Raw genomic sequence first — 20,016 nt, 5'->3', positions numbered from 1 at the left:
AACTAGCTCAGAAATTTGTTTCGTTTTATGATTTAGTCGCAAAAATAGTATATTTGAAACAGAACTAAGCCAAAACCTAATGATAAAAAACTTACTGACCCTGTGTCTTTTATTTTTCTGTCCATTTTTCAACCTGAACGCCCAATTAATTCAAGATGATTTTTCAGATGGTGATTTCAGCAATAATCCTGAATGGACGGGAGATACCAATGATTTTATTGTAAACGAAACCTCTCAATTACAACTCAATTTTGAAGAAGAATCCTTGCGTCCTGCCTATTTATCCACATTAGCGGAAAACGGAAATCTCGATGAAAAAGAATGGCGATTTGATGTGAGTCTGGATTTCAGTCCTTCCAATTCTAATAAGGTTGAAATATATTTAGCCAGCACTACTTCCGATTTACGGGATTTTGAAAAATCTGGCACTAGTCAAGAAGGATATTATTTGGAAATTGGGGAAAATGGAAGTGATGATGGTATCAGTCTTTTTTACAGAAATGGAGAGAATACGCAATTGATAACTAGAGGAGGAGATGGCGATTTTGCCTCCTCTTTTGATACTCGCATTCGAGTTAGAAGAGATGCAGTTGCCAATTGGAAAATTGCAGTTGACCCAAACAAAGGAGAAAATTTCAATACTATTGCAACTGGAAATGAAGCCAGCTTTAATCAAACAGGGTTTACTGGGTTCATCTGTTATTTTACTTCCAGCCGTAGCAATAGCTTTTATTTTGATAATATTTATTTGGGGGATTATGTATTTGATACTATTCCACCGAAGATTTTAGAATATGAAATTTTAAGTGTAAATGAAATTCAATGTGTATTCACTGAAGAAGTTACTTCAGCTACTGCGACAGAAATCAATAATTATTTATTGCGTCCTGGCGATATTCAACCTTCAACAATTCAGCATAATGATGATTCTGTTTGGTTGAGTTTTGAAAATAATTTCGAAAGCGGATTGGATTACAATTTGACAGTTGAAAACATAAGCGATTTAGAAGGGAATATATCCGAAAGTGAGTCCATTGAGTTTTTCTATTTTGAAGTAGAGGAAGCAGAAATAGGAGATGTTATTATCACTGAATTTTTTCCTGACCCAACTCCTGTTTTGGGCTTACCCGATGAAGAATTTGTAGAAATCTATAATCGTTCTGATAAATTTATTGACCTAGAAGATTGGGAAATATCTGATAATACTTCTTCCTCAGGAATATTGCCTTCATACATTTTACATCCGGGAGCATATCTGGTTTTGGCTCCTTCATCAGCCGAAGAAAGCTATTCGGAATTTGGAGAAGTACTTATTCCATCTTCATGGCGGGCACTTAACAATGGAGCAGATAGTGTGACCATCAAAAACCCTGAAGGTATTCAGGTGGATGGATTGGGATATGATTTAAGTTGGTATCAGGATGAAGAAAAAGCTGAGGGAGGCTATTCCATTGAAATTATCAATCCAAATCTAGATTGCTTTGATAAAAATAACTGGCGAGCCTCAGAAGCTAATGAAGGTGGAACTCCCGGAAGTGAAAACAGTATTCTGGACTTAGAATTTACTGGTAATGCTCCTGAAATTATTTCCTTCAAAGCTATTTCCCCTACTCAATTGGAAATCCAGTTTGACAAAACCATGAATCTAAATTCATTGTCAGATGCAGAATACATTGTCACTCCTGAAAATGGAATCTCGGAAATTTTGGTAGAGGATAGTATAGATAATGCCATAATGTTAAACTTGACAAATGAGCTAGTAAATCAGATAAACTATGAAATTACTATTGATAAAGTAGAAGATTGCAATGGTAATATTTCTGAAAACTTAAATTATAGCCTTTTATATGATATTATTCCACCCCAATTAGATTCTTTAATATTTCTATCGGATTCCATTTTGCTTTTGACTTTTAATGAGCCTTTAGATACAGCAAGTGCAGAGAGTATTGAAAATTATAATTTATCTCCTCAAATAAATTTGCAAGATGCTCGGCTATGGAGCGAAAATCAGGTAGTGCTGATTTGGGAAAATGATTGGATAGCTGGTTTTCCATACACTTTGTATATAAATGGAGTATCTGATTTATCGCAAAACCCAATAATTGATTTTCAAGAAGAAATTATTTTGGTAAGTCCTGCCAAGCCAGGTTTTAACGATCTTATTATCACTGAAATTATGGCTAACCCAAATGAAGACCAGCAATTACCAAACAGACAATATGTAGAAATTTATAATCCTACTGAGCAATTACTTTCACTCACTGATGTGAAATTTATGGATGAGCGAGATACCGTAAGTTTAGGATTGAATTACATTGAGGCAGATGAATATTTGTTGTTGGCTCCTAGTTCTGCCGTAGAGGATTTAAGTCCTTATGCCAGAGTGATTGGATTAAACCCTTGGCCCAATCTCAACAATAGAGGGGATGATTTGCAATTAATCACCGATGAGACCATTATCAATCAGGCGTTTTATAGAGATAATTGGTATAAAGAAAATTTCAAATATGATGAAAGCGGATGGTCATTGGAAATGATTGATGTTAGAAATCCTTGTTTGGGTATTTCGAATTGGAGAGCTTCGATATCGGATGCACAAGGAACACCAGGAGCAGAAAATTCTGTTCCAGAAGAGAATATTGACCAAAGCGGTCCTGAGTTGGAAAAAGCTTTTGCCCCAAATTCAACAGAAGTGATTGCCTATTTTAATGAGATTATAGAAATCACAGAAATTCGTAGAAATCAATTCAGTATCAGCCCTTCCATTCAAATCGAAAGCGTGGAAATGCTGGATTTGAGTTCAGTAAAACTAACCCTTGCAGATGAATTGAAAGTAAAAGTTCGCTACAGTCTAAATGCTAATAATCTATCAGATTGTGTCGGAAATCTCATCAATTCAGATGCGAATCAAGTGAATTTTGCATTAGCAGAACCATCCCAACAGGGAGATATAGTGTTAAATGAAGTGCTTTACGATCAAAAATCGGGAGGAGCGGATTTTATTGAGTTGCTCAATATTTCGGATAAATATGTTAACCTCAGCGGTTGGATAATAGAAGGTAATAGCGATGAAAATGTTATTCTACAGAATGAAAATGTAATCATTGCACCAGGGCAATATCTGGCCTTAACTCCTAATAAAGCAAGTATCATTAAAGATTATCCTACTTCGCATGATGAAGATAATATTATAGAAGTCAACCTGCCAACTTTGACTAATGGAGAAGGAATTGTAGGCGTGAACTCAGTCAATAAGGCATTAGAGGAATATTTAGAATATTCAGATGATATGCATATACCATTTCTGCGCACAGTGGATGGTGTTTCTTTGGAAAGAATCCATCCTGAAGCACCCATAAGTGAAGCGGATTCGTGGAGTTCTGCTGCTTCAGCTGTGGGTTATGCCACTCCAGGCAAGGCAAATTCCCAACTAACCAGTGAAAATACTAGCTTTGGCAATATAGAAGCTAATCCGAAAACTTTTGCACATAATCAACCTGGCAGAAGTTTTACTTTTATCAATTATAGATTGGAAGATGCTGGTACTAAAGCCACGGTAAAAATATTTGATATGAAGGGCACCGTAGTTAATACTTTGGCCAATAATGAAACCCTCAGCAATACCGGCTTTTTCCGCTGGGATGGCGTAGATGCCAATGGCAGAAAAGTAAGAACCGGCTATTATATTATTTACTTTGAGCTATTCACAGCGGAAGGGAATACGAGGGTGGTTAAAGAACGTGTGGCTGTTGGGTTTTGATTGATACTGTTGGTGATTACCGTCATTGCGAGTGAAACGAAGCAATCTATTGCGATCATAGCTGACAGGAGATTGCTTCGTTCCTCGCAATGACGCACCGAGCTAAGAGCGAATGATGGTAACCAACAATGACATTAATTACCGTCATTGCGAATCCCTTTAGGGTGAAGCAATCTACAGATGGCGAGTTGTGTAATAGAATTTCAATGCCCTGTTATTTTTGCTCAGAGGCAGGCTGGTTTGCAATGTCAGCTTGACCATGCAGAGATTGGCAACAATTGGCAATAGCCCTTTTTGCAATAGCCCTGTAGCTGGCTTTACTTCTTGATAGCTGACAGGAGATTGCTTCAGTCGTTCCTCCATCGCAATGACGCTACGAGCAAATAGTGTATGTAATTAACAGACAATGAAAGCAATAACCTTCATTGCGAATCCCTTCAGGGTGAAGCAATCTTAAAGTAGTTAAATATCATATTGGCTAGCTTATAACTGCCATGATAGTTAGAATAATTTTTCAGGGAAAGAATTTTTACCTACCATTTCTTTATTTCCTCAAATAAATCCTTCCATTCAGAATTATTGGAATTAATCAATTCAATTTTCTTTTTTCTTGAACCAGCTTTAATTTGTTTTTCTCTATCGATTGCTTCTTCAATGGAATGGAAAGTTTCAAAATGAACTAATTTGTGGCAGTTGTATTTAGCTGTGAAGCTATTTGGGTAATAATTGGTTTTGTGTTGATAAACTCTGTTATACAATTCTGATGTAACCCCTACATAAATTGTTGAATGGGTTTTATTAGTCATAATGTATATGGCTCCTCCTTTTACCATGATTTTAAAGTAAATAATTGTTCAACAAAACTCATAGTTTAACTACCTTATTTGCTTTTTACAAACGTTAGATTGCTTCGTTCGTTCCTCCCTCGCAATAACGCTTCGAGCTGATATCGTGAGTTGTTAACTGATACCATTAGTAATTACCGTCATTGCAAGGTACGAAGCAATCTCAGGATGGCAAGTTGTGAAATAGAGTTTCAATACCCTCTTATTTTTGCTCAGAGGCAGACTGTTTTGCAATGAGTGCTTGAACAGATAGAGAATGTGAAAAATTGTTAGGTTAATAATAGCTCTCATCGCTAGAGCCATGTAGCAGCCTGTAATTCTTGATAGCTAACTGCAGATTGCTTCAGTCGTTTCTCCTTCGCAATGACGCTTCGAGCTGATAGTGAAGGTTGGCAATTGATTCCGTTATTAATTACCGTCATTGCGAGGCACCGAGCAATCTCATGATGGCAAGTAGCTAACTAGATTGTAATTAATAAGCATGATTGCTAGCCCAACGAAGCAATCTACAGAAGGCAAGTAACTACTAGTTTTTAATCCACTACCTCACTCTCAATAGAAAAAGTGACCTCATCTTTCATGGCCATTTTTTGTCTGCCGTAGATTTTGTAGGAATCCAAAACACTATAATCTTCAGATTTTTTGAAATTGATTTCAAAATTTCTTTCGGAAACATAAAGTGCATTATTTTCATGATAGCGAGCTTCCAGTTTGGTTACGGCACTGTCATTATCGAAATACACATACAAATACTCTATGCCTAAAGAAGGTTTTTCAGTGGTGTATCTCCAGATTTTTCCATCACTTGTTTGCTCCTCAGTTGCTTCATAGGCATCATATAAAGTAGGCTTATTGATGTCTGCTAATTTGAAAACTTCCAACTCATTTTTCCAGCCTAGGGAATCAAATTCCATAGTATCGATCTCTTGTTTCCCATCTACTTCTATGGACTTTTCAATTTTGGGCTGAAGTTCAGTCAGTAATTTGGACTGTTTGTCAATTAAGGCATCTACATCATAATATTCATTGATGGGTTTTTCCCTTACGGCTGTTTCGCAAGCACAAAAGGAAACTACTATAATTGTAAAAAGAATACTGTTGAGCTTTCTCATATTTTATAAAAGAAAATGGAAAGGGATTTGTTTTATCAAACCCCTTTTAAAATTATTAACTAATCAGTATGTCCCCTGTCATTTCTTTAGGGATTTCGACATCCATAATTTTTAAAATGGTGGGAGCTAAATCTCCTAATTTACCGTCTTTAATGATGCCATCAAAACCTGGGTCAACCAAAATACAAGGTACTAAGTTAGTAGTATGGGCAGTATTTGGGCTTCCGTCTTCATTCACCATATAATCAGAATTTCCATGGTCAGCAATGATGATGCTGGCATAGCCATTTTCCATAGCTGCTTCTGTCACGGCCTTAGCACAACTATCTACTGTTTCGCAAGCTTTAACCGCTGCTTCAAACACACCTGTATGTCCCACCATATCAGGATTAGCAAAATTCAAACAAACGAAATCTGCTTCTCCTTTTTTCAACTCAGGAATGATTTTATCTCGGATGTCATAAGCACTCATTTCTGGTTGTAAATCATAAGTGGCTACTTTTGGAGAAGGGCACATCAAGCGTTTTTCGCCTTCAAATTCCGTTTCCCTTCCGCCAGAGAAAAAGAAAGTCACATGCGGATATTTTTCAGTCTCGGCAATTCGAATTTGCTTCTTGCCATGTTTTTCTAAAACCTCACCTAAAGTGTTGGCTAAATTATCCTTTTCGAAAAGCACTTTCACGCCTTTAAAAGTATCATCATATTTGGTCATGGTAATGTAATGCAAATCTAAAGGATGCATGTTTTGCTCATGGAAAGCTTTTTGAGTTAAAGCTTGGGTTATCTCTCTACCTCTATCAGTTCTGAAATTAAAAGAGATGACTACATCGCCCGCTTCAATTTTAGCAATTGGCTCTCCATTTTCTGTATTGATAATAGGTTTGATGAATTCATCCGTTATGTCTTCATCATAGGAAGCTTGAATAGCATCTGAAATGGACTCAGTTTGCTTTCCTTCACCATTTACCATAGCATCATAAGCTAATTTTACTCTTTCCCATCGATTATCTCGGTCCATAGCGAAATATCTACCCGTAACGGAAGCAATTTTAGCTCCTGTTTTTTCAGCATGTTCCTCGACATCGTTCAAATAAGCTTTTCCGCCATTTGGGTCAGTATCACGCCCATCTGTAAAAGCATGAACGAATAAATTTTGAACGCCCTCATCATGCGCCAGGCTCAATAAGCCTTTCAAATGCCCAATGTGGGAATGCACGCCACCATCAGAAACTAATCCTATGAAGTGCACTTTTTTATTGTTCTTTTTGGCATAATCCATGGCGTCAGCCCAAACTGGATTTTCCTTGATGGATTTTTCCTCTATAGCCTTATTGATTTTCACTAAATCCTGATAGACCACTCTGCCCGCACCAATGTTCATATGCCCGACTTCGGAATTTCCCATTTGCCCTTCGGGCAAGCCTACTGCCAAACCAGAGGCATCCAATTTGCTGTTTTTGTATTGGCCATAAAGGCTGTCCACAAAAGGGGTGTTGGCTTTGTCTATAGCGGAAACTTCTTTGTTGGTGGCTAAACCCCAGCCATCCAATATCATTAAGATTACTTTTTTGTTCATGTTGTAGGTTTTTTTAGAAAATTATTTCATTCTTTCAATACGCTGTAAAGATAGCAATTGTTGAAAAACTCACTAAAGACTTTCTACTTGTTCCCGAATCAAATTTTAAAGAATGATTATTCACCCCGCATATTGCTAATTTAAATTGCCGCTTTTCATTTGTTTCTATCTAAAAAGCAAAAACCCACACTTTATTTTATCTGTACTTTTTATTTAAATAAATTACCTTTACTAAATATAGGCTGCTATATATAAAAAAAAGTACTAGAAAAGGTTAAATTTTATAATGCAGTAGATTGCTCTAAACCCATCCTTCCAGCAAACCTTTTTACCATCTGCATAAGTCCTGCCGTAATAGGATATTCCTACCTCATATATTCTTATATCTTTCACTTTTGCTATTTTGGCTGTCACCTCTGGCTCAAACCCGAATCGCATCTCTCTCAAGTTCAAACTTTTAGCTATAGATGTTTTAATCAATTTGTAACCTGTTTCCATATCCGTTAAATTAAGATTGGTAAACATATTGGAAAGAAACGTAAGAAATTTATTTCCTAAGGTATGCCAAAAAAAAAGGACCCTATGAGGCTTGCCGCCCTGAAAACGACTTCCATAAACAACATCAGCCACACCCTCAATGACCGGTTTTAAAAGAGTATTATACTCTTTAGGATCGTATTCTAAGTCGGCATCTTGTATCACTAAATAATCTCCACTAGCTTCCTGAATGCCTCTGTTTAAAGCAGCTCCCTTCCCCATGTTTTTTTGCTGCGAAAAATAAAATATGCTAAGCTCTGGATTATTATTCTGATAAACCTGTATTAATTCTTCTGTATTATCTGTTGAAGCATCATTGATAATAATCACCTCTTTTTCGATACTGTTTATGAGGTCTACATCTTTTATCTTTTCTAAGAGCAAAGAAATAGTGCGGTCTTCGTTAAAGACAGGTATGATAATTGATAATTTACTAATCATTTATTTTCTTAAACTTTAATAAATAGGTATTTGGCTTTTCAAATTCTATCACCTTTTGAAAACGCTGAGGATAGGCTCTTATGGCTGGAACGAGATATTTATAGGTGTTTTTATAGAACTGATCAAGAACTACATAATCAACTTGTTTATCTTCCAAATCTTGAATTAATTCATCGGGATTTTGGTCAAATTTATACCTCATTGTAAAAGTCTTAGCCTTGAGATATAGCAGGGCTGGTTTAGCGCAACTGACCACTACATCCTGCCTCACATTTCTACTTAACCAATTGGCGATTTTAAAATAATTATTCAGAGCAGGATAATAGTCAGTTTTTGCTGTTTTGTGGAGGTTATTAATTGGACCATAAGTAAATAGTAGAAGAAACAAAAGCAATAAAGGGTTTAAAGATTTTCGACCTAATGCAGATGCGATTCTTTGAAATATTTCATTTATTCCGCTGAGAAATGTGTAAATTAATATAGGGATAAAAGGAACAATAAACCGAACCCCAATCCAAACTGCAGGCCAAATCAATAATATGCCAATGGTTCCAAGAGAATAGCCAATTAAAATCCATCTATGTTTCCTTTGGCTTATGAGTCCTAAAATAGCAATTCCAATCAAGATACTACCAATTAACCAATCGCTTAGGGTTGCATCATTCCAGTAATCTGGATTCATATTTGGAAATAAGGCTGATGGTATTTCGAAGGTTACATACCGAGATATATTTTCAAGAATCCTTTCTGCAAAATCTCCAAATCCAGCCCTACCTAAAGCTGGCTGATTCGGATTTTTCATTGAAAGTTGATTAAAGTAAGAGCTACTTACTGTATATTTTCCTCTGATAAACCAAGGTAATGCTCCAGCCAATAAAAAGGAGCCACATATGACCAGATATTTCCATTGTCTTTTAACAATAAAATGTAAAAAAAGGCCTGCAAAAAGAGCCACTCCTATCGACCTGATATAATAGGCAATCAACATGCTTAGTAAAGCGAAAATAAAGTTTAAATCTTTTATATTGTAACCCTTCTCTGATGCCTTTAAAAACAGCAAAATAGATAGTCCACTGAAAAACATAAAAGGTATCTCAGACATCATGATAGAAGAATAATACAAGATATGCGAGTTAAGTAGAATCATTAAAGAAGCAATAAAAGCAACATCTTCATTTAGAAGCTTCTTGAAAAGAAAATAAAATATATAGATTGCCAAAAGGAGAAATATGCCATTTAATACCTTTATAGAAAAGATGCCTGCACCCAAAAATAAGGTCAGACCAATAATTGCAGGGTATCCAGGAGGGTAATGATTATTGGGTGGTTTGTTTATGCTTGAAATGTTTACATAACCCTCACCCTCAGCTAATGCTTTCCCCAAAATGTAATAATAGGCATTGTCCCCCAGAACAGCAATTTTAGAATCAAAGGTATAAATATAAACTCCAGCAAAAACTATTGACAGAATTAATAAGAAAAACCATGACTTATACTTTATAGTAATAGCGGGAATATTCATTATTTTTATAAACTTACATGTAAAAAAGATCTAACTACTTCTTCTTACAAGAATAGCAAGAGATCCTATTCTTAAAAATACTTTCTAAGTCATCATGAGTATTTTTAATTTTGTCAAACTAATAAACTAAAGCACTATTTTCAAACAAAAAATTGCAAGCGGTTTAAAAAAATAGATTAGTTAGTGAGATTTAATATTTATTGTTGATAAGGCGAACCAAAAAATCTATTTATTAAACCCTACAAATATTATAAGTTATCATTCTGTAATTTCTTCCCCAGCCATATCAAATATGATCGATTTGGCCTGTTCTATATTTTCTATATTCTCTATTTTAAGTATTGGTCTGCCTTTATAGTCTTTCATCTTACATTTTTTAGAATGCATTTGCACGAAAGTTAGAATCCTGCCGAAAACATCAGACTTGAAGTATTTTTCATTATCGGCTGGCACGAAATAAGCTTTTAAGCTACCATTTTTAATTAGCAATTTCTCAAAACCAAGGCTTTCAGCTTTCCAGCGTATCCTAACAGTCTCAATTAAATCATAGACTGGCTCAGGAATTGGTCCAAAACGGTCTTGCATGGATTTTTCAAAAACGCCTAATTCTTCTTCATTTTGGATATTATCCAATTGAGAATATAGACTCAATCTTTCCGTGATATTGCCCACATAATCCTCAGGAATCAGAATTTCCAAATCAGTTTCTATGGTGCAATCTTGAGCAATAATTTTAGCCTTTTTGGCTAATTCATCTTTAAATAAATCGGCAAAATGACTTTCTTTCAATTCGGCAACAGCATCATCCAAAATTTTATGATACATATCAAAACCTAAATCGGTGATAAACCCACTCTGTTCTGCGCCCAGCATATTCCCAGCTCCACGGATATCCAAATCTCGCATTGCCACTTTAAAACCATCTCCCAAATCGGAAAATTCTTCTAAAGTGGTCAGCCTTTTTCGGGAATCGGAACTTAAGCCGATGGTTGGCGGAGTTAACAAATAGCAAAACGCTTTTTTATTGGAACGTCCAACTCGTCCGCGCATTTGGTGCAAATCGGACATGCCAAACATGTGGGCATGATTGATGATGATGGTATTCGCATTGGGGATATCCAATCCGGATTCAATGATATTAGTAGAAACCAACACATCATATTCTCCTTCAATAAAGCGCATCATTACTTTCTCCAATTTGGCACCATCCATTTGGCCGTGAGCAACGCCTATGCGGGCATCGGGCACTAATTTGAGAATGATATTGCCTACCTGTTCGATATCTCCAATTCGATTGTGCACAAAAAACACTTGTCCGCCCCTTTGCAACTCAAAAGCGATAGCATCTCTCAATATTTCTTCATTAAAAGTATGGAGAGCAGTGGTGACGGGCTGCCGGTTAGGCGGAGGCGTCTGAATTACGCTCAAATCCCGAGCTCCCATCAAACTGAAATGCAATGTTCGTGGAATGGGGGTGGCTGTTAAGGTCAGAACATCGACATTTACACGGAATTGCTTGAGTTTATCTTTTACCGAAACCCCAAATTTTTGCTCTTCGTCAATCACCAATAAGCCCAAATTCTTAAATTTCACATCTTTGTTTACAATTCGATGCGTTCCGATAAGAATGTCCACTTTTCCTTCTTCGGTGCGTTTTAGAATTTCTTTTATCTGTTTCGTGGATTTAAATCGGTTGATGTACTCTACTGTAACCGGCATTTTTTCCAGTCTTTCCGAGAAAGTTCTGAAATGTTGCATCGCCAAAATAGTGGTCGGCACTAAAACCGCGACTTGTTTATTGTTATCCACCGCTTTGAAAGCCGCTCGAATAGCAACTTCTGTTTTCCCGAATCCTACATCACCGCAGACCAACCGGTCCATAGGATGTGGCTGTTCCATATCTGATTTTACGTCCGCTGTGGATTTGGCCTGGTCGGGTGTATCTTCATAAATAAAGGAGGATTCTAATTCGGCCTGTAGGAAACTATCATCATTGCATGCAAAACCAGGAGCCGATTTTCTTTTTGCATAAAGCTCAATTAAATCTTTGGCAATGTCCTTAACCTGCCTTTTAGCTTTCTTCTTTTTATTTTCCCATTCAGGTGAACCTAATTTGCTTATGCTCGGAGTGCTCCCTTCTTTTCCACTGTATTTTGAAATTTTGTGGAGGGCATGAATGCTGACATAAAGCAAATCATTATCACGATATATTAAACGGATGACTTCCTGCTTCTTACCATTATTGTCCACCTTATCCATCCCGGCAAAACGCCCCACACCATAATCTATATGGGTCACAAAATCTCCCGGCTGAAGGTTTTTCAACTCCCGAATGGTGATGGCTTTGGATTTGCTTTGCTTATCCTTGGTTTTGTATCGATGGAATCGCTCGAATATTTGGTGGTCAGTGTAGCAGGCTAGTTTTAATTGTTCATCAACAAATCCAGCCCTTAAAGTGTGGGGCAGAGACTGAAACTTGATGAAGGGATCAATTTCTTCAAAGATATTTTTCAGTCGCTCGGTTTGCGTTAAAGATTCCGAAGAAATGATATTGATTAATCCCGCTTCTTGGTTGCTAGAAAGATTATCCGCTATGAAATCAAAATTTTTATTGAATGAAGGTTGTGGTTTCGCTTGATATTCAAATTGCTGATTTGCCTTTAAATAAAAACGATTGCCGAATTCTATTTTCAGATATTTTTCCAGCCCTGTTTTGAAACTGTTGGGCGTTTCAAATAACATATGGGGCTCTAGGACCACTTTCGTTTGCTGTGTGGTTTCCAATATTTCTTTGAAAGACTGTGAAGCTTTGTCGTAGTATTGCGCTAGCACATCTAACGTTTGCTTATAATCCTTGAACCATATTTTAGTATTGTTAGGAATGTATTCCAGTAAAGATTCTCTGCTTTCTTCCAATAGCTTTGTTTGCACATTGGGAATGATATTGATTTGTTTTACTGTGTCGGTAGAAAGTTGGGAAGCAACGTCAAATGTTCGAATGCTATCAATTTCGTTCCCGAATAATTCTATTCTGTAGGGTTCATCACTGGCATAGGAAAAGATGTCTATAATCCCCCCACGAATGGCATATTGCCCGGGTTCGTAAACAAAATCAGTAGGCTCAAAATCGTAAGTCTGTAATAATTCTGCTATGAATTCTACATCCAAACTTTCCCCTACTTTGGCAGTGAAGGTATTTGATTTTAAAGATTTTTTATTGATAACTTTTTCAGAAAGTGCCTCTGGGTAGGTCACAATAATTTCTCCTGCGGAGGATTTGTTATTGATGCGGTTTAAAATTTCCGCTCTCATTAGCACATTGGCATTTTCTATATCATCAAACTGATAGGGTCTTTTGTAAGAAGTGGGAAAAAGCAGTGGCTCTTTAAAATCCAAAAGGTTTTGCAAGTCATTTTGAAAATAAGCTGCTTCCTCCTTATCATGCAAAATAATAAGCTGGTTCTGATGATTTAATAGATGTGACACCGCAACGGCTATGGCATCCAAACTACCCACTAATCCTTTAAACTGGATAGTTTGGTCTTCATTGGGCTTAAGAGAAGCTACCATCGTTTGCATGATGGCATCGTCTTTATATAATTTTAGAAAGTCTTTAATTTTCAAAACAGATACAATTTAAATTTTGTGCTCACTTTTTCGTTCTAAATTCGTAAACACCCTGCAAAGGTAAAACAAACTAATGGGAATGGGGCATAGTTCAACTTTCACAGAAGGAATTAACAATAAAATAACTAAACGCATTATAAAGAGTTATGAATGAAGAGACTAAAGAAATCAGTTGGGACGATTTTTCCAAAATTGAAATGCGAGTTGGTACAGTGGTTAAAGCGGAGGAATTTCCAGAAGCCAAAAAGCCTGCCTACAAATTGCAAATTGATTTTGGTGAGTTGGGAATGCGAAAGACTTCTGCTCAGATTACCAATCTCTATAATTTGGAAGAGTTGCCAGGCAAAAAAATAGTGGCAGTGGTGAATTTTCCACCCAAGCAAATCGCAAACTTTATGAGTGAATGTTTGGTTTTGGGAGCAGTGGATGGTGATGAAATTAGTTTGTTAAGTGTGGATAAAAATGCTAAAAATGGGTTGCGGATTGCCTAAAAACTGAGATTTTATATAAATGGATAAGAATACGAAAAAAGAGGATTTGTCATTTTTTGAAAGGGTGGAAAAACTGCACCCTTATAAAATGATTTTTATTTTGAGTTTAGTAGGAAGCTCTTTGATCTTTTTTTTCCTCCTATTCTCCTTTTTCATGAGCTTAGGAAATGAAGGGCAAAAAGAAATTGAAATACCTGCAGTATTTGCCTTAAGCACCGTTTTAATTGGTGCTTCCAGCTTTATGATTCACCCTATCCATAGTCTTTTTAAAGCAGAAGAAATTTCATCCTTATTAACTGCCTTGCGATTCACTTTCTTTTTAGGTTTGGGATTTGCCTTATGTCAGTTTCTGGGTTGGAAAGCCTTAAGAGAATCAGATATACTATTTTCATCCGATGTAACCGCTTCCTTTTTTTATGTATTGACTGGCGTGCATGCGCTGCACTTTTTAGCAGCTCATACTTATTTAGGGTATTTAATCCTCCAAACGCAAAGAATTTCCAAAGACCCTGTTCAATATCTGATAGCCGAAACCAATCCGTATTGGCATTTGAAATATGAGCTGCTCACCAAAGGATGGCACTTTTTAGGCATTTTGTGGGCGGTACTGATATTGAGTTTTTGGGTTTTTCTTTAAGCCCCCTAGCCCCCAAACCAGCCAGGGAAGAAGACACATGGGATTTCTTTTACTTTTTAATTTGAATTAACACTACTTTTCCCAACTCTTACATGAGATAAAGCTCCAAAGGAGCAACGGATTTCCACCAGCTAGTAGCAAGCAGAAGAAAATGAATGGAGATTATTGATTTTTGTTCTTTTCTATTCTAATAATAGTAGTTAATTCTTCTTTAAATTGAGGAATTACCTTTTCAACTACAGCCCAAACCGCCCATAAATCCACACCAATGTAATCGTGTATCAATTTGTCTCGCATACCGGCAATCTTCTTCCATTCGATATCCGGATATTTTAATCTAAACTCAAGGTCAATTTGTTTTGTGGCTTCACCAATTATCTCAAGGTTTCTTATTACGCCATCTTGAATAAGAGAGTTATTTAGAAAGTCTCTTTCATTAATACTAGTCGTGTATTCTTGAATTTTCAAAATACAATCTTGAATATGATTTAAATAAATGAGGGGGTTTTTCTTCATTAAGCCAATGCTATTAAATCTTTTTCAACATATTCTTTTAGACTTGGATGAAGTGAGCGAGTTGTAATTAAGTCAACTTTAATACCAAGTTTTTCACTCAGTGTTTGCTCTATACCTATTATCTCTAATAAATCAGGAGTGTTTTCAAAATCAACTAAAATGTCTAAATCGCTATTTGAATTATTTTCTCCACGTGCGTAAGAACCAAAGACACCAACTGATTTTGGGTTATATTCGGCTAGGGTTTTGAGAATGAAGTTTTTTTGCTGGATATTAACCATGCTATAAAATTAATAAATTTTCATCAGAATATTAGTTTCACATTTCAAAATTAAAATGCTGATTTAAATCCGTGAGAAAGATCTTCCCTTTAGGGCCTATGAGACTTTATAAATATCCTCCAGCGCATCATCCAGTCTCTCAAACTTAAATTCAAATCCAGAATTTAGCGTTTTTTCGGCACTGACTTTATTTCCTCCCAATACCATTTGCGCCATTTGGCCTAATAGCAATTTCATAGCAAAGGCTGGTACATTGGGTAGAATCAAGGGTTTATCTAAAACTTTCGCTACAGCTTTGGTCACTTCTTTATTGGTTGCAGGATTGGTCCCGACTCCATTATAAACTCCGGTTAATTTGTTTTCCAAAACATGTAAAAACAAGCGAGCTAAATCATCTATATGAATCCAGCTCATCCATTGCTTGCCTGAACCCAAAGGAGCTCCTGCCATTAATTTTATGGGTTGAGCAAGTTGTGGGAGGGCTCCACCTTTCTCGGTTAAAACAATTCCGATTCTGATTTTGGCAGTAGGAATTTTCAATGATTTAAATTGGTCTGCTGAAGCTTCCCATTTTTTAGTAACCTCAGCTAAAAAATCATTTCCTGCCTTCGATTCCTCATCAACTAATTTATCTCCAGTGTCCATGCCATAATATCCAATAGCACTTGCTGATATAAAATGTTCTGGTGCTTCATCGGGCATTTTAGAAATTGCTTTATGCAAAAGAGCCGCAGATTCAGTTCTGCTTTCTATAATCACCTTTTTTCTACTATCCGTCCATTTTTTATCCGCAACACCTGCACCAGCCAAGTGGATAACAACATCTGCAAAGCGAATGGCTTCTTCATCCATTTCTTGTTTTTTGATGTCCCATTGAAATTGTTGATAAGGATAATTATCTTTTATATTTCTAGTGAGATGTGCTACTTCATAGCCCTTTTCTTTCAAAAGTGCTGAAAGTTCTGTTCCTACTAATCCTGAACCGCCTGTTATTAATACTTTTTGCATAGTCATTTATTCTACTTTTTTAACTCATGTCAGGCAAATAAGTTGGATTGAATTTGGTATAAATATTTTGGGCCTGATTATTGTAAATTGATCATCGTAAATAACTATACCAATATGTTTATATTTGCGTTTAATAGCTTAATAGAATTGATTTAATATGTTACGATACTTCATAATATCCACCTTTTTTATTTTTAATCTAAATTTATCCTTTGCTCAGTTTCAAACTGTAGCAACTGAACACTATCTTCTAGGGGTAGATGTAAAAGGATATGAAATTGATTTGCCTTTTTCAAAAGAAAAGTCAGAGGATAGCTGGAAGGAATATTCAAAGGATTTTGGTAAAAGTGAGGAAACGCAATCACATAAAACCTACCAGACAACATTTAGAACAGATATTTATGCAAATGACATTCTAATTTACAGCCAAATAAATGGAAATAAAGAGCAAAGCACTATTTGGGCAGGAATAGATCCTCAGGGAATTCCAAAGGATATATATTCTGAATTGCAAAATGCCATGGAAGAATTCATTTACAAATTCAATATCAAAATGAGAACGGATTTTGCTCAAAAGAAGATTGATGAATCGGAACAGGCGGCAACTTACCTGAGTAAAGAATTTGAAAATCTGAAAAAAGATGAGCGTAAAAATCAGAGAAATTTTGATAAAACCAATGAAAAGCTAGTGGAATTGAGAAGTGATTCTACTCAATATTCTCAAAATCTTCAAAGTTTAAAAACATCAATAGATTCATTATATATTGAATTAGAAAAAGTTAAAGCAATAGTAGAGACTTATAAAAAGAGACTGGAGGAAATAAAGTAAAACTATTTCTTTTTCTTTAACCTCACATAAACCAGTTTCAAATGGTTTTTAGTACCAATTCTTTCTTCAATTTCAAATTGTTTAAGTGATTTTAACAAAGGAGTCAGCTTTGCAAAACCATAATTCCTAGAATCAAAATTTGGTTGTTTCTTTTGGAGCAGATTTCCAACATCTCCTAAAAACGCCCATCCATCCTCATCTGCTAAATCAGAAATAGTGCTGGTAATCAGCTTAATGTCTTTTGGGGTGACCTTATCTACAGTGGCTTTTGGTTTTGATTCGGTACTTTCCCTTTCTTCAGTCTGATTATTAAGGATTTCTATATAAATAAACTTATCGCAAGCCACTATAAATGGGTTAGGGGTTTTCTTTTCTCCTATGCCATAAACTTTCATACCAGCTTCCCTAAGTCGGGTTGCCAAACGAGTGAAATCACTATCGCTCGAAACTAAGCAAAACCCATTTACTTTTTCAGAATATAGGATATCCATTGCATCAATGATCATGGCTGAATCCGTGGCATTTTTCCCAGTGGTATAGCCGTATTGCTGAATGGGCGTAATGGCATTTTCCAACAACAGATTTTTCCATTTGCTAAGATTAGGTTTAGTCCAATCACCATAAATTCTTTTGATGGTTGGGTTACCATATTTCGCTATCTCTTCCATCATTTCCTTCACATTGGCAGAGGGAATATTATCTCCATCAATTAATACTGCTAAATTAATGTCCATTTTATAAGTTTTAGATACTACTATCCTTGTACTGCTTAAATGAAAATTAGTTGGTGAATGAGCAATTTATCTAACACTATTGCTATACTGTAATATGATTATTCAACCAGATCATAGAAGACATCAAAGTCTCCATATTCCTCCTTGGTCTTGTTTTCAAGCCCTGATGTTGAAATCCATGTATCTCCAAATACAGATTCGTATTCAATGAAAAGTATCTTTGAGCCTCTCCCAAAGTACATATCAAAAAAGCTAGAAATTTTAGCTAAGCCAGAGCTGCCGTCTCCTGCTGAAAATAGCTCCCATTCCTCTCCAGGACTTAATACAAGACCGTCAAATACAGAAGCAGAATTATAGTTATATACTGTATCAATATTTTGCTGTTTATAAAAATCGTAAAGATTATAATGGAAGAAAGTTGAATCTCCTTCTTTAATATATAAGTTTTTAATAAAAGCAGGGCCAAGGCCTTTATTTTGGATTTTTATGGAATACCAATTCTCGCCACCTCCATTAAATAATTGAATATAAGGAAGAACTGAAGCTTTTTGCTGTTTTACCGTTAGCTCATACTGCTTATCCAATATATGACTTTGATACAGCAAAACTACTAAAGTAAATAGTGCAATCGCCATTGCTGACAGACTCACTATTTTATCGGCATTCCAAAATTTCTTTTTTGTAGGTTGAGGTTTATATTTTTTCTTATAATAATAGGGTTTTTTGGCTGGCTTTTTTTCAGTTTTACCTAGACTATTTTGCTTATTTGGCTTTTCTTCCATCTCTTTTAAGGTTGGTCTGTTTTTCTAAATTTAAGAATACGTCTGATTTATTAAGAATGCAAGAAAATATAGTTTTATAGTCATATTTTCTACTGAATTGCTATTTTCAATTTAGAGTTTAGCTTATGGATATCTTTCCTTTGAACAAACTCAACAACCCTAAAGCAGGCCCAATTGCCAGAATAATGTATAAAAAGATTGGATTAATTTCTAGTCGGAGAACATTTAAAAGTTGAATACTGATGATGGTGATCGCAAAACCAATGGAATTTACTATGGTTAAAGCCGTGCCTTTTGTTTCAGCAGGTGCATGAGTGGCAACTAAGGTTGAAAAAAGTGGGGAATCAGCTATCACCACCATTCCCCAAAAAATTAGGAAGAAAATGAATACTTCCGCTGGAGCGTAAAGGATTATCAGTGGAGAAATTAGACAACATATCCCCGAAAGCAGAAGAAAAGTTCCAGCAGTTTTTTTCGTCCCATACTTTTCTGAAATATATCCACCAATTATACAGGATAGACTTCCAATTCCAATTATGATAAAAGATAAAAGTGGAACATTGAATTCTACAGAGGCATGAAGCTCCTGATAAGCTATTAAGATAACTGGCACGAATGCCCAGAAAGCATACAATTCCCACATATGACCGAAATAACCAAAAGCGGATGCTCGAAATTCCTTTTTCTTAAAAACTTGAAAGAATGCAGAAAAATCAGGCTTCTGACTTCTTTTTTGAAAAGGTCCATCTGGCACTAATATAAACAGCAAAATTCCGCCCAATACAGCTAAAGCAGTAGTGATATAAATAACCAATTGCCAATCAATATTTTGAGTCAGCTGTTTGAGAAGATGTGGAAAGGCTGTTCCTAAAACCAAAGCCCCTACCAAAAATCCCAAAGATTTGCCCAAACCCTTTTCATAATAATCAGAGGCGATTTTCATCCCAACAGGATATATCCCCGCTAAGAAAAAACCTGTAGCAAATCGGAAACTGATTAAACTCCATAAAGTATTTTCTTCCCAAACAGCGCCTAAATTAAAAACTGCTCCAATAATGGCACAAAAGAAAAAGACTTTAGAAGGAGAAAACCTATCCGCTACAGAAAGCACTGCAAAAACCAATGTGCCCATGATGAATCCGAATTGCACAGCAGAAGTCAGACTGCCTAAAGCCGTTGGAGCCAAATTAAAATCCAAAAGTAAATTCGGCATCACCGCATTACCCGCAAACCAAAGGGAAGTACAACAAAATTGTGAGAAAACGATGATGGGAAGAATACGGGAAGGTGGGTACATGGATTTAAACAGACTTAT

General features: G+C 36.0%; 16 protein-coding genes. 4 read left to right on the top strand and 12 right to left on the bottom strand.

What is annotated here, in order from left to right; translation table 11 throughout:
- Window positions 1–79: 79 nt before the first annotated feature.
- Entirely contained in the window at window positions 80–3,763 is a 3,684-nt protein-coding gene (locus ABWH96_RS01005) for a lamin tail domain-containing protein (protein ID WP_375579686.1), read from the top strand.
- A gap of 533 nt (window positions 3,764–4,296) precedes the next feature.
- Here ABWH96_RS01005 and ABWH96_RS01000 read toward each other — a convergent pair.
- The 6 genes from ABWH96_RS01000 to mfd all read right to left on the bottom strand — a co-directional run bounded on the left by ABWH96_RS01000 (window position 4,297) and on the right by mfd (window position 13,420).
- Window positions 4,297–4,596 (bottom strand): GIY-YIG nuclease family protein, encoded by a 300-nt coding sequence (locus tag ABWH96_RS01000; RefSeq protein WP_375579685.1) that lies wholly within the window; start codon window positions 4,594–4,596, stop codon window positions 4,297–4,299.
- 545 nt (window positions 4,597–5,141) lie between these two features.
- Window positions 5,142–5,720: a hypothetical protein gene (locus ABWH96_RS00995; RefSeq protein ID WP_375579684.1), complete on the bottom strand. Its 579-nt coding sequence runs from the start codon at window positions 5,718–5,720 to the stop codon at window positions 5,142–5,144.
- Between the two features lie 55 nt (window positions 5,721–5,775).
- The gene (gene gpmI, locus ABWH96_RS00990; RefSeq protein WP_375579683.1) at window positions 5,776–7,296 is read right to left on the bottom strand and encodes a 2,3-bisphosphoglycerate-independent phosphoglycerate mutase; all 1,521 of its coding nucleotides are present in this window, start codon (window positions 7,294–7,296) and stop codon (window positions 5,776–5,778) included.
- A 264-nt stretch (window positions 7,297–7,560) separates the two neighbouring features.
- Window positions 7,561–8,274: a glycosyltransferase family 2 protein gene (locus ABWH96_RS00985; protein ID WP_375579682.1), complete on the bottom strand. Its 714-nt coding sequence runs from the start codon at window positions 8,272–8,274 to the stop codon at window positions 7,561–7,563.
- Complete coding sequence (locus tag ABWH96_RS00980) at window positions 8,267–9,796, bottom strand: ArnT family glycosyltransferase (protein ID WP_375579681.1); 1,530 nt, start codon at window positions 9,794–9,796, stop codon at window positions 8,267–8,269. Before ABWH96_RS00980 ends, ABWH96_RS00985 begins: the two co-directional genes overlap by 8 nt.
- Before the next feature lie 258 nt (window positions 9,797–10,054).
- On the bottom strand, window positions 10,055–13,420 hold the full coding sequence (gene mfd, locus ABWH96_RS00975; protein WP_375579680.1) for a transcription-repair coupling factor: 3,366 nt from the start codon (window positions 13,418–13,420) through the stop codon (window positions 10,055–10,057).
- A 149-nt stretch (window positions 13,421–13,569) separates the two neighbouring features.
- On the opposite strand from mfd, the gene ABWH96_RS00970 reads away from it, so the two are divergent.
- Both ABWH96_RS00970 and ABWH96_RS00965 read left to right on the top strand, forming a co-directional pair.
- Complete coding sequence (locus tag ABWH96_RS00970; RefSeq protein WP_375579679.1) at window positions 13,570–13,914, top strand: tRNA-binding protein; 345 nt, start codon at window positions 13,570–13,572, stop codon at window positions 13,912–13,914.
- 19 nt (window positions 13,915–13,933) lie between these two features.
- The gene (locus ABWH96_RS00965) at window positions 13,934–14,551 is read left to right on the top strand and encodes a heme-copper oxidase subunit III (RefSeq protein WP_375579678.1); all 618 of its coding nucleotides are present in this window, start codon (window positions 13,934–13,936) and stop codon (window positions 14,549–14,551) included.
- A 162-nt stretch (window positions 14,552–14,713) separates the two neighbouring features.
- Here the strand turns inward: ABWH96_RS00965 and ABWH96_RS00960 are convergent, their stop codons facing one another.
- The 3 genes from ABWH96_RS00960 to ABWH96_RS00950 all read right to left on the bottom strand — a co-directional run bounded on the left by ABWH96_RS00960 (window position 14,714) and on the right by ABWH96_RS00950 (window position 16,356).
- On the bottom strand, window positions 14,714–15,067 hold the full coding sequence (locus ABWH96_RS00960) for a DUF86 domain-containing protein (protein ID WP_375579677.1): 354 nt from the start codon (window positions 15,065–15,067) through the stop codon (window positions 14,714–14,716).
- The gene (locus ABWH96_RS00955; protein WP_375579676.1) at window positions 15,067–15,348 is read right to left on the bottom strand and encodes a nucleotidyltransferase family protein; all 282 of its coding nucleotides are present in this window, start codon (window positions 15,346–15,348) and stop codon (window positions 15,067–15,069) included. The genes ABWH96_RS00960 and ABWH96_RS00955 overlap by 1 nt, the downstream gene beginning before the upstream one ends.
- Window positions 15,349–15,444: 96 nt before the next feature.
- On the bottom strand, window positions 15,445–16,356 hold the full coding sequence (locus tag ABWH96_RS00950) for a TIGR01777 family oxidoreductase (protein ID WP_375579675.1): 912 nt from the start codon (window positions 16,354–16,356) through the stop codon (window positions 15,445–15,447).
- Window positions 16,357–16,513: 157 nt separating this feature from the next.
- Here ABWH96_RS00950 and ABWH96_RS00945 point away from each other — a divergent pair, with 157 nt between their 5' ends.
- Window positions 16,514–17,185 (top strand): hypothetical protein, encoded by a 672-nt coding sequence (locus tag ABWH96_RS00945; RefSeq protein ID WP_375579674.1) that lies wholly within the window; start codon window positions 16,514–16,516, stop codon window positions 17,183–17,185.
- A gap of 2 nt (window positions 17,186–17,187) precedes the next feature.
- Here the strand turns inward: ABWH96_RS00945 and ABWH96_RS00940 are convergent, their stop codons facing one another.
- The 3 genes from ABWH96_RS00940 to ABWH96_RS00930 all read right to left on the bottom strand — a co-directional run bounded on the left by ABWH96_RS00940 (window position 17,188) and on the right by ABWH96_RS00930 (window position 19,998).
- Window positions 17,188–17,919, bottom strand: a complete 732-nt coding sequence (locus ABWH96_RS00940) for an NYN domain-containing protein (RefSeq protein ID WP_375579673.1) — start codon at window positions 17,917–17,919, stop codon at window positions 17,188–17,190.
- A 98-nt stretch (window positions 17,920–18,017) separates the two neighbouring features.
- On the bottom strand, window positions 18,018–18,701 hold the full coding sequence (locus ABWH96_RS00935; protein WP_375579672.1) for a hypothetical protein: 684 nt from the start codon (window positions 18,699–18,701) through the stop codon (window positions 18,018–18,020).
- A 118-nt stretch (window positions 18,702–18,819) separates the two neighbouring features.
- A complete protein-coding gene (locus ABWH96_RS00930; RefSeq protein ID WP_375579671.1) occupies window positions 18,820–19,998 on the bottom strand; it encodes a nitrate/nitrite transporter in 1,179 nt (392 codons plus the stop codon).
- Window positions 19,999–20,016 lie beyond the last annotated feature (18 nt).

The sequence above is a fragment of the Marivirga tractuosa genome, from assembly GCF_042140215.1.
Taxonomy (GTDB): Bacteria; Bacteroidota; Bacteroidia; order Cytophagales; family Cyclobacteriaceae; genus Marivirga; species Marivirga tractuosa_A.
This window is presented reverse-complemented; position numbering and strand designations above follow the sequence as displayed.